The sequence below is a fragment of the Streptomyces sp. NPDC006510 genome (assembly GCF_040611955.1).
In the GTDB taxonomy this organism is placed as follows: domain Bacteria; phylum Actinomycetota; class Actinomycetes; order Streptomycetales; family Streptomycetaceae; genus Streptomyces.
This window is the reverse complement of record NZ_JBEXPH010000249.1, coordinates 1-10,070: the sequence shown is the minus strand read 5'-3', so window position 1 is coordinate 10,070 and position 10,070 is coordinate 1. Positions and strand designations below refer to the sequence as shown.

General features: G+C 71.2%; 10 protein-coding genes, 1 tRNA gene and 1 pseudogene. 3 read left to right on the top strand and 9 right to left on the bottom strand.

What is annotated here, in order from left to right:
• From ABZY11_RS39390 to ABZY11_RS39360, 7 genes are all read right to left on the bottom strand, one after another.
• Window positions 1-628: hypothetical protein (locus ABZY11_RS39390; RefSeq protein WP_356483779.1), on the bottom strand; the 628-nt coding region annotated here is incomplete at its 3' end.
• A gap of 241 nt (window positions 629-869) precedes the next feature.
• Window positions 870-1,340 carry a hypothetical protein gene (locus ABZY11_RS39385; RefSeq protein ID WP_356483778.1) on the bottom strand — a complete coding sequence of 157 codons (471 nt, stop codon included), beginning with the start codon at window positions 1,338-1,340 and terminating at the stop codon, window positions 870-872.
• A 112-nt stretch (window positions 1,341-1,452) separates the two neighbouring features.
• Entirely contained in the window at window positions 1,453-2,046 is a 594-nt protein-coding gene (gene pth, locus ABZY11_RS39380; RefSeq protein ID WP_356483777.1) for an aminoacyl-tRNA hydrolase, read from the bottom strand.
• Window positions 2,047-2,191: 145 nt separating this feature from the next.
• Window positions 2,192-2,779, bottom strand: a complete 588-nt coding sequence (locus ABZY11_RS39375; protein ID WP_356483776.1) for a 50S ribosomal protein L25/general stress protein Ctc — start codon at window positions 2,777-2,779, stop codon at window positions 2,192-2,194.
• A gap of 180 nt (window positions 2,780-2,959) precedes the next feature.
• A complete protein-coding gene (locus ABZY11_RS39370; RefSeq protein ID WP_030976866.1) occupies window positions 2,960-3,934 on the bottom strand; it encodes a ribose-phosphate diphosphokinase in 975 nt (324 codons plus the stop codon).
• Between the two features lie 120 nt (window positions 3,935-4,054).
• On the bottom strand, window positions 4,055-5,503 hold the full coding sequence (glmU, locus tag ABZY11_RS39365) for a bifunctional UDP-N-acetylglucosamine diphosphorylase/glucosamine-1-phosphate N-acetyltransferase GlmU (RefSeq protein WP_356483775.1): 1,449 nt from the start codon (window positions 5,501-5,503) through the stop codon (window positions 4,055-4,057).
• Between the two features lie 109 nt (window positions 5,504-5,612).
• Window positions 5,613-5,683, bottom strand: a tRNA-Gln gene (locus tag ABZY11_RS39360).
• A 161-nt stretch (window positions 5,684-5,844) separates the two neighbouring features.
• On the opposite strand from ABZY11_RS39360, the gene ABZY11_RS39355 reads away from it, so the two are divergent.
• Window positions 5,845-7,158 carry a histidine kinase gene (locus ABZY11_RS39355; RefSeq protein ID WP_356483774.1) on the top strand — a complete coding sequence of 438 codons (1,314 nt, stop codon included), beginning with the start codon at window positions 5,845-5,847 and terminating at the stop codon, window positions 7,156-7,158.
• Window positions 7,159-7,190: 32 nt separating this feature from the next.
• On the opposite strand, the gene ABZY11_RS39350 is transcribed toward ABZY11_RS39355, so the two are convergent.
• Window positions 7,191-7,724: an SUKH-3 domain-containing protein gene (locus ABZY11_RS39350; protein WP_356483773.1), complete on the bottom strand. Its 534-nt coding sequence runs from the start codon at window positions 7,722-7,724 to the stop codon at window positions 7,191-7,193.
• A gap of 10 nt (window positions 7,725-7,734) precedes the next feature.
• Window positions 7,735-8,259: a YwqJ-related putative deaminase gene (locus tag ABZY11_RS39345; protein ID WP_356483772.1), complete on the bottom strand. Its 525-nt coding sequence runs from the start codon at window positions 8,257-8,259 to the stop codon at window positions 7,735-7,737.
• 312 nt (window positions 8,260-8,571) lie between these two features.
• On the opposite strand from ABZY11_RS39345, the gene ABZY11_RS39340 reads away from it, so the two are divergent.
• Both ABZY11_RS39340 and ABZY11_RS39335 read left to right on the top strand, forming a co-directional pair.
• Window positions 8,572-9,549, top strand: a complete 978-nt coding sequence (locus tag ABZY11_RS39340) for an SMI1/KNR4 family protein (RefSeq protein WP_356483771.1) — start codon at window positions 8,572-8,574, stop codon at window positions 9,547-9,549.
• Between the two features lie 5 nt (window positions 9,550-9,554).
• Window positions 9,555-10,070 (top strand): annotated as a pseudogene (locus ABZY11_RS39335) (hypothetical protein); the annotation flags it as partial.

Here is a 10,070-nt window from a genome sequence, read left to right as displayed (position 1 = left end):
TGCTTCCGGTCTCGGCGAGGTCGCCGGACGCACCGTCCTGGGTGGCCGGAGCACCGGCCGGGGTGCTTTCCGAGGGGACCGGGGTGCCGGACGGCTGCTCGCCGCCAGGGGCGGACGGGCCGGTGGACGGCGTGGCCGAGGGCTCCTCGCCGGGCTCGGTGGGCTTGGTGGGCTCCTCGCCGGGCTTGGTGGGCTTGGTGGGCTCCTCGCCGGGCTTGCCCGGCTCGCAGTCGGTCTTGAAGACCTTGTGCTTGGCCCTGCCGTTCTCGCCCTCGAAGTTCCAGAACAGCTTGTACTGGCCGTCGGGCAGGGTCATGTCGGTGGTACGGCCGTGGCCGGAACCATCGAGCGCGAAGGCGCCCGTCCTGACCGTCTCGCCCTTGTCCAGGTCGTTGTTGGCCCAGGCCTCGATGTGCCACTGGACCTTCTGGGTGGCGTCGAAGCCGAACGCGTCCAGGTAGAAGGAGCAGACCTTCGGCTCGTTCCTGCGAAGCTCCTCGCCGGTCTTGGCGTCGTGGATCTTCACCGTGCCGTTGTCGCCCTTGGGCGCAGCGGAGGCGGAAGGTGCCAGCAGCAGCGAGGCGGTCACCGCGGTGACCAGAGCGCCGGCGGGAATGAATATGCGCATGGGCAGTCCAACGTGAGAGATGAGGGATGCCGTGGGGGGACGGCTCAGCCTCTTGTGCTGGCTTCGGCCCGTCAAGGTTGATGTGTCCGCATCCGCCCCCTGTGCATTGCTCTGTCCCAATGGTTCTGGGTAACGATCGGGCGAACACGCGGCTCCGGTACGGGAGTCCGTGCGTCGGGGTGTCCCGGAAGGGCTCGGAGCGCGGCCCGGGAGTTGCTCAGGGTGTGGCTCGGGGTGCGGCTCAGAGGGCGATGAACGTCGCCACGAGCAGGGCCGTACCCGCGATCCCGGTGCTCCAGCCGGTCCGGGACAGCCGCAGGCCACCGCCGATCACCAGGCCCGCCAGCAGCAGCGCACCGCCCAGCGGCACCCAGGCATGCAGAAAACCGGGCGTCCCGGCACGCACCACGTCGTCCGTGCCCGGCTTGATCACGACGGGGAACTGCTCGCCCCTCCGCGCCGCGACGGACTTGTCGATCGTCACCCGGGTGCGTGCGGCGGCCTGTCCCGACGGCGCGAACGGACCCGTGCAGACATCGGCGCCGCAACCCGTCACGGTCATCGTGCCGTGCTCACGGCCCTTGGCCAGGACTATGTGGTGGGCCTCGTCCCAGGAGGACAGCACACCCGCCACCAGCAGCAACAGGACGACACAGCCCATGGCGGCGTTGCGGGCATAGACCAGGGCGCGGTTGGAGGAGCTCCGCTTCATGGGGAGCGATCCTTGGGCAGACCGGCACCACCGGTCAACTCGTGGCCGGAAATCGCCGGGGTACCGGCAGGAATGTCGGAGTCGTACGTGCTACGAACCCCGTATGTGAGTGCTACGAGTTGTACGCGCTCTGCGCGCGCTCCAGGCCCTCCGCGAGCAGGCACTCCACCGAGTCCGCCGCCCGGTCCACCATGTACGCCAGCTCCTTGCGCTCGGTGGACGAGAAGTCCTTCAGCACGAAGTCGGCGACCTGCATCCGCCCCGGCGGCCGCCCGATCCCGAACCGGATCCGGTGGTAGTCCGCGCCCATCGCCTTGGTCATCGACTTGAGCCCGTTGTGCCCGTTGTCGCCGCCGCCCAGCTTCAGCCGGAGCGTCCCGTAGTCGATGTCCAGCTCGTCATGGATCGCCACGATGTGGTCCGTCGGCACCTTGTAGAAGTCGCGCAGCGCCGTGACGGGGCCGCCCGAGAGGTTCATGTACGACATCGGCTTGGCCAGGATCACCCGCCGGTTCGCCGGTCCGGGCGGGCCCATGCGGCCCTCCACGACCTGTGCCTGCGCCTTCTGCGCCCGCTTGAACTTCCCGCCGATCCGCTCGGCCAGGAGATCGGCCACCATGAAGCCGACGTTGTGGCGGTTCGCCGCGTACTCGGGACCGGGATTGCCGAGGCCCACGATGAGCCAGGGGTCGGTGGCTTCGGACATCTCTGCTCGGTCTCCTCGCGTGCGACGGCTGGTTGCGCTGATTACAGGAAAACGGGGCGGCGGTCCTCGAACAAGGAACCGCCGCCCCGTCAGTCAAGCGGTGCGGGCGAGGCTCAGAGCCTGTCGGAGGTCACCCGACAGGCTCTCAGGCCTCGGCGCCCTCGGCCTCGGCGCCCTCGGCGGCCGGCTCCTCGGCCTGCGCGGCCACGACCTGGAGCACGATGGCGTCCTCGTCGCCCGCGAGCACGGAGCCCTTGGGCAGCGGGATGTCCTTGGCGAGAACGGACGCACCGGCGTCCAGGCCCGCGACGGAGACCGTGACGGACTCGGGGATGTGGGTGGCCTCGGCCTCGACGAGCAGGGTGTTCTGCACGTACTCCAGGAGGTTGCCGCCCGGGGCCAGGTCGCCCTCGACGTGCACGGCGATCTCGACGTTGACCTTCTCGCCGCGCTTGACGGTCAGCAGGTCGACGTGCTCGATGTGGCCCTTGAGCGGGTTGCGCTGCACGGCCTTCGGGATGACCAGCGCGTCCTTGCCGTCGATCTCCAGGCCGATCAGGACGTTGGCGGTCTTGAGCGCCATCATCAGCTCGTGGCCCGGCAGGTTGACGTGGACCGGCGCGGCGCCGTGGCCGTAGACGACGGCGGGAACCAGGTTGGCGCGGCGGGTGCGACGGGCGGCGCCCTTGCCGAACTCGGTACGGACCTGGGCGGCGAGCTTGACCTCAGCCATGGCTGCACTCCTCGTATGGTGACGAAATCTGGACGGTCACCCGGCCCACGACAGGCCTGCTACGAAGAGCGCGTCGATAACGGACCGCCGTACACATGAGTACGGCCTCCCTCGCCGAGCAACTCGCTGAGTCTACCCGGCGGGGAGGCCGCTCCCAAAGTGGATCTTCGGTACCGCTGTCTACTGCTCCTCGAAGAGGCTGGTGACCGAACCGTCCTCGAAGACCTCACGCACCGCGCGCGCGATCGTCGGCGCGATCGACAGCACCGTGATCTTGTCGAGCTCCAGCTCACCCGGGGTCGGCAGGGTGTCCGTGAACACGAACTCGCTGACCTTGGAGTTCTTCAGCCGGTCCGCGGCCGGACCCGAGAGCACACCGTGCGTGGCCGTCACTATGACGTCCTCGGCGCCGTGCGCGAACAGGGCGTCGGCGGCGGCGCAGATGGTGCCACCGGTGTCGATCATGTCGTCGACCAGGACACACACCCGGCCCTTCACGTTGCCGACGACCTCGTGGACGGTCACCTGGTTGGCGACGTCCTTGTCACGGCGCTTGTGCACGATCGCGAGCGGGGCGTCCAGCCGGTCGCACCAGCGGTCGGCGACGCGCACCCGGCCGGCGTCCGGGGAGACGATCGTCAGCTTCGAACGGTCGACCTTGGCACCGACGTAGTCGGCCAGGATCGGCAGCGCGAAGAGGTGGTCCACCGGGCCGTCGAAGAAGCCCTGGATCTGGTCCGTGTGCAGGTCGACGGTGAGGATGCGGTCGGCACCCGCCGTCTTCATCAGGTCGGCGACCAGACGGGCCGAGATCGGCTCACGACCGCGGTGCTTCTTGTCCTGGCGGGCGTAGCCGTAGAACGGCACGATCACCGTGATGGAGCGGGCCGAGGCGCGCTTCAGCGCGTCCAGCATGATGAGCTGCTCCATGATCCACTTGTTGATCGGAGCGGTGTGGCTCTGGATCAGGAAACAGTCGGCGCCACGGGCCGACTCCTGGAAGCGGACGTAGATCTCGCCATTGGCGAAATCGAAGGCCTTCGTCGGCACGAGGCCGACACCCAGCTGGTGCGCAACCTCCTCGGCCAGCTCGGGGTGGGCGCGGCCGGAGAAGAGCATCAGTTTCTTCTCGCCGGTCGTCTTGATCCCGGTCACAGCACAGTCTCCTCAGACGTGTTCCTGGCGCTGCGCGCATGTGTCCCGATGCGCAACGAGCCAGCCGAAATGGGGTGAGCATCTATCACGGTACGCCGTGAGCGGCGTACCTGTTTCCGGTCAGCTTTCGCTGTTGCGCTCCGATGTGGCGGCCTGAGCCGCATGCGCGGCGCCGCTTCCCGGACGCTTGCGGGCCACCCAACCCTCGATATTCCGTTGCTGGCCGCGGGCGACGGCCAGCGAACCGGGCGGTACGTCCTTGGTGATGACCGAGCCGGCCGCGGTGTAGGCGCCGTCCCCGACCGTGACAGGCGCCACAAACATATTGTCCGAGCCGGTACGGCAGTGGGAGCCGATCGTGGTGTGGTGCTTGGCCACACCGTCGTAGTTCACGAAGACGCTGGCGGCACCGATGTTGGTGTGGTCGCCGATCGTCGCGTCGCCGACGTAGCTCAGGTGCGGGACCTTGGTGCCCTCGCCGATCGTGGCGTTCTTCATCTCCACGTACGTACCGGCCTTGGACTTGGTGCCGAGCAGGGTGCCGGGCCGCAGATAGGCGTACGGACCCACCGTGGCGCCCTCGCCGACCTCGGCCCGGTCCGCGACCGTGTTGTCCACCCGGGCGCCCGCGCGGACGACGGTGTCGGTGAGCCGGGTGTTGGGGCCGACCTCGGCGTCCTCGCCGAGGTGCGTGGTGCCGAGCAGCTGGGTGCCCGGGTGCACGATCGCGTCGCGCTCGTAGGTGACGGTGGCGTCGATCAGCGTGGACGCCGGGTCCACGACGGTCACGCCGGCCAGCATGGCGCGCTCCAGCAGCCGCTGGTTCAGCAGCCGCCGGGCCTCGGCCAGCTGGAGGCGGTTGTTGATGCCGAGGATCTCGCGGTGGTCCGCGGCGAGCGATGCGCCGACCCGGTGCCCGGCCTCGCGCAGGATGGAGAGGACGTCGGTGAGGTACTCCTCGCCCTGGCTGTTGTCGGTGCGGACCTTGCCGAGGGCGTCGGTGAGCAGCCGGCCGTCGAAGGCGAAGACCCCGGAGTTGATCTCCCGGATCGCGCGCTGGGCGTCGGTGGCGTCCTTGTGCTCGACGATCTCGGTGACCGCGCCGGTGGCCGGGTCGCGGACGATGCGGCCGTAGCCGGTGGAGTCCGGGACCTCGGCGGTCAGCACGGTGACGGCGTTGGAGTCGGCCGTGTGGGTGGCGGCGAGCGCGACGAGCGTCTCGCCGGAGAGCAGCGGGGTGTCGCCGCAGACGACGATCACGGTGCCGTCGACGGTGCCGCCGAGCTCGTCGAGCCCGACGCGTACCGCGTTGCCGGTGCCCTTCTGCTCGGACTGGTGGGCGGTCCGCAGTCGGTCGTCGACGGCGGAGAGATGCGCGGTGACCTGCTCGCTCCCGTGGCCGACGACCACGACGAGGTGCTCGGGGTCCAGCTCGCGGGAGGCGGCGACGACATGTCCGACGAGCGACCGCCCGGAGATCTCGTGCAGAACCTTGGGGGTCTTCGACTTCATGCGGGTGCCCTCACCCGCTGCGAGGACGACGACGGCTGCCGGGCGTTCGGAGCTCACGGAAATGCCCTTCGGCTTCGGGTGGTGGACACCCGAAGGATACCGGGGGGCCGATGGGCGGGCATGGGTGCGGGCCCCGACCGCGCTGGTCGGGGCCCGCTCGCCGAAGCTCCCCTGCCAGGATTCGAACCCGGACAAATGGCACCAAAAGCCACTGTGCTGCCGTTACACCACAGGGGATGGCAAAGCCGATCGATCGGACATACCGTCAGGCCTTCGACCGGGCAGACAACACTATGCCGTAACACCGGCCCCTGATGCGACGGGTCGCGGCGCCCCGATCCGCACCCGGTGTCCGGGTCGCCCGAAAATGAGGTGCGCCCGCCCGTAGGCTGGACGGCATGACCGCAACGGGGGCACACCGGGAAGGGACGGGTTCGACCGCCCGCTCCTATTGGTGGTGGGAACGGCGGCGCAGTGTCGCCCTGGACGTGGGGCTGGCGCTCCTGTCGGCGCTGGAATGCGCACTGGAAGGGGTGGAGTTCGCCGGGGACACCGGGCTGCCGGTGCCGGTGGGAGTGGTGTTCGGGCTGCTCGCGGGGGCGGCCCTGGTGGTGCGGCGGCGCTGGCCGATCGCGGTGGTGCTGGTCTCGATCGCGACGACGCCCGCCGAGATGGGCTTCCTGATGGGCCTGATCGGTCTGTACACGCTGGCCGCCTCCGACGTGCCGCGAAGAATCACCGCCGTGCTGACGGGGATGTCCTTCATGGGGACGTTCATCGTCACGTACGTACGGCTGCGGCAGAGCGTCGCCGAGCAGGACGACTTCGGGCCCGGAGACTGGTACGTACCGCTGATCTCCCTCTTCATGTCGCTCGGGCTCACCGCGCCGCCGGTGCTGTTCGGCCTCTACATAGGCGCCCGACGGCGGCTGATGGAGAGCCTGCGGGAGCGGGCGGACTCGCTGGAGCGGGAGCTGTCGCTGCTCGCCGACCGGGCCGAGGAGCGGGCGGAGTGGGCGCGTACCGAGGAGCGCCACCGGATCGCCCGCGAGATGCATGACGTGGTCGCCCACCGGGTCAGTCTGATGGTCGTGCACGCCGCCGCGCTCCAGGCCGTCGCGCCGAAGGATCCGGCGAAGGCGGTGCGGAACGCGGCGCTGGTCGGTGACATGGGCCGGCAGGCGCTGACCGAGTTGCGCGAGATGCTCGGGGTGCTGCGGGCGGGGGAGTCGGTGACGGCCCGGCCGGCCTCGGTGCCGCTCGCCTCGGTCGGTCAGGCGGCGGCCGCCGCGGCTGCCGCCGCCACGGAGGACGGGCCTCGGCTGCACGAGGTGGAGACCCTGGTGGGGGAGTCCAGGGCGGCGGGGATGACCGTGGAGCTGTCGGTGGACGGCGAGGCCCGCGCGTATCCGCCCGAGGTCGAGCAGACGGCGTACCGGGTGGTGCAGGAGGCCCTGACGAACGTCCACAAGCACGCGGCGGGCGCGAAGACCTGGGTGCGGCTGGCGCACCGGGACGCGGAGGTCGCCATGCAGGTGGAGAACGGTCCGTCGGACGCCGCCACGGCGGACGCGGGGCTGCCGAGCGGGGGCAACGGCCTGGTCGGCATGCGGGAGCGGGTGCTGGGGCTCGGCGGCGTCTTCGTCTCGGGTCCGACGGACGCGGGCGGCTTCCGGGTGTCGGCGGTGCTGCCGGCCCACGGACCCGCCTGATCCGTGCCGGGACCGGCGGGGCGGGCCCGGCGTCAGCCCGGGACGAGGCGCTCCGGCTGGATGCCCGAGATCAGCGTGGCCAGCGCCCGGTCGATGTCCGGGCCGAGGTACCAGTCGCCGGTGTGGTCGATGCTGTAGACGCGGCCCTCGGTGTCGATCGCCAGGACCGCCTGCCCGTCCCCTTCCTCGCCCAGCGGGCTGACCTCGGTCTCCAGCGCCCGGCCGAGGTCGCCGAGGGTGCGGGCGAGGTGGAGCCCGCTCAGCGGGTCGATGCGCACCGGGGCCGGGGCGATCTGGCGGCCCGGCGCGGACGCGGTGATGTGGAGTCCGCCGAATTCGGCCCACGCCTCCACGGCTGCGGGGAAGACCGCGTGCTGATGGCCGGCGGGCGAGGTGTGCGAGCGCAGCGCGTCGGCCCATTCCTCGGCCTGCCGGATGTCCCAGCGGCCGGGCTGCCAGCCCGCGGCGCGCAGGGCGGCGTCGACGGCGACGGGGAAGCGGGTGGTGGCGTGCCGGTCGCGGTCGGCGGGGCCCGTCTGTTCGGGTAGGTCGGTTCGGTCGTGCATCGGCGTGCGGTCAGCCCTTCTCGGCGGTGGTCGCCGCCCCGGTGGTCGTGAGGTCGACGGGACGTACGCCGAAGTGGGCGAGCATCGCCGTGCAGGAGCGGCACGGCGGCGCGTAGCTGCCGTGCATGGGGTCGCCGTCCTCACGGATGCGCCGTGCGGTGAGCCGCGAGTGCTTCAGGGCGCGCCGGGCCTCGCCGTTGGTCAGCGGCTTGCGCTGGGCGCGCTTGGAGCGGGTCGATTCCGCGGCGGTGAGCTGCCGGGAGAGCAGTATCGCCTCGGGGCAGCGGCCGGTGAAGCGTTCGCGCCGGCCGCTGGGGAGGGTGTCGAGGAAGTCCTGGACGAGCGGGTGCAGCACGGGGGGCTGGTCGCCCTTGCCCGCGGTGCAGGTGAGCGTCTCGCCGCGGACGGACAGTGCCGCCGCGACTGCGGGCAGGATGCCGTCGCGGCGGTGCTGCAGACGGGGTGTGCGGCCGGTCTCGGTGCTGCTCCAGCTGAGGCGCGGGTCCCCGGATGTGACTGATCGTGCGGTGTGCATGGTGCTTTCCCTCCCGTGCCCGCAGCGGTAGCTGCGCGATGTGCACGCCCCCGAGTTGCGGTGACAGCCTGCCAAATGTCCGGGCTGGTGGGGAAGCTGGGGCAGTGAAACGTGTCTCCGTGTCGCCGGACCGTGGGGGGCGTCGCTCGTCCGTCACACCGCTGTGACGGTTCGTGACGGATGCGGAGGGGGAGGCGTAGGACAGGTCACATGGGCGAGACCCGCCCTTGTGCCACCGCATAGGCTGTGCCCGGACCGTCCCCCTCGGACAGGCCGGTCCTCACCAGCCAGACGCAGCAGGGGGCAACCGCCATGACGACAGGTCGGCTCGGGCAGCAAGCCGCGCCACCGAACGCGGCCTACGCCGGGCAGCTCGTGCATTTCCCGGACCCGGTCCGGGCGTCCCGCCACCCGGGAGGCGTGCGCATGGACGAGAACGGCAGCCCGGACTTCGCGCCGTACGCGCGCGCCGCCGCCGAGATCGCCGAGCCGCCGCAGGGCTTCGGGGTCGACGAGCTCCGGCTCACCGACTACGTCTCGGCCAACGCGGCGCTGGCGGCGAGCGGCCATGAGCTGTGGGACACGATCCCGGCGGTCGCCACTCCGCACGGCTGGACGTGGCACCACGTGCCCGGCGGCCGGCGCATGGAGCTGGTCCCGGTCGAGGTGAAGGCGCTGCTCAGGCATCACGGCGGCCTGGCCGCCACGGCGGTCGACCACAACAAGCGGGGGACCCGCCCGTTGCAGGAGACCCGGCCCGCGCACTTCCGGCTGCCCAAGGGTGCCGTCGCGGTGAGCGAGGCGCAGGTCCTGGGCGTCGAGGAGGACCTCGGCTACCGGCTGCCGGGTGCGTACCGCTCGTTCCTCAAGGCGGCGGGCGGTTCGGCGCCGGTCGGTGCGGCGCTCGACGCGGAGCTGGGGCTCCTGGTCGACCAGCCGTTCTTCACGGTGCGCGAGCAGGCCGCCGCGAACGACCTGGTGTACGTCAACAAGTGTCTGCGCGATCACCTCACCAAGGACTTCCTGGGCGTCGGTTTCGTCCAGGGCGGCATCATCGCGGTGAAGGTGAAGGGCAACGGCATCGGCTCGGTCTGGTTCTGCGCGTACGACGACGCCCGGGACCAGGACGGCTGGACCGTGCAGGAGCGGGTGGACCGGCTGCTGCTGCCGTGCGGCGACGACTTCGACGCCTTCCTGCAGCGTCTGGCGGGCAATCCGCCGGAGCTGGAGACCGTGGCGAACCTGATGGTGGACGGCGGCTTCGCGCGGGCCGTCCCGGTGGAGGGGTGAGCGCGATGGTGACCTTTGCGCAGGCGCAGGAGCGCGCGGACGAGTGGATCAACGGCGACGTGCCCGGGTACCAGCACCGTGAGGTGCGGGTGCGGGAGTTCGAGCTGGGCTTCGTGGTGTGGGGCGAGGACCGCACCGAGGGCCCGGTCTCGGACGGCGGCAAGCAGCGGCTGGTGATCGCCCGGGACAGCGGCGAGGCCACCCTGTGGCCCGGTCTGCCGGTGGGCGAGGTGATCCGGCGGTACGAGGAGGAGTACGGCGCACAGGCGACGGCCACGGCCGCTCCGGAGCCGCCCCAGCGCATCGACCTCAATCAGACGTCGTTCCTGTTGAGCCCCCCGGAGTGGCTCCAGGAAGCGGCCGACAAGCTGGGCATCCCGGACCGCCGGGAGGACCGCGGGCAGGGCCAGGACGCGGCGCCGCCCGCCGCCCCGGCCCCGCCGGTCTCCCCGGCCCCGTCCGTCACCCCGCCGCCCGCCGTCCCGGCCGTCCCGGCCGCCCCGGCCGTCCCGGCCGCCCCG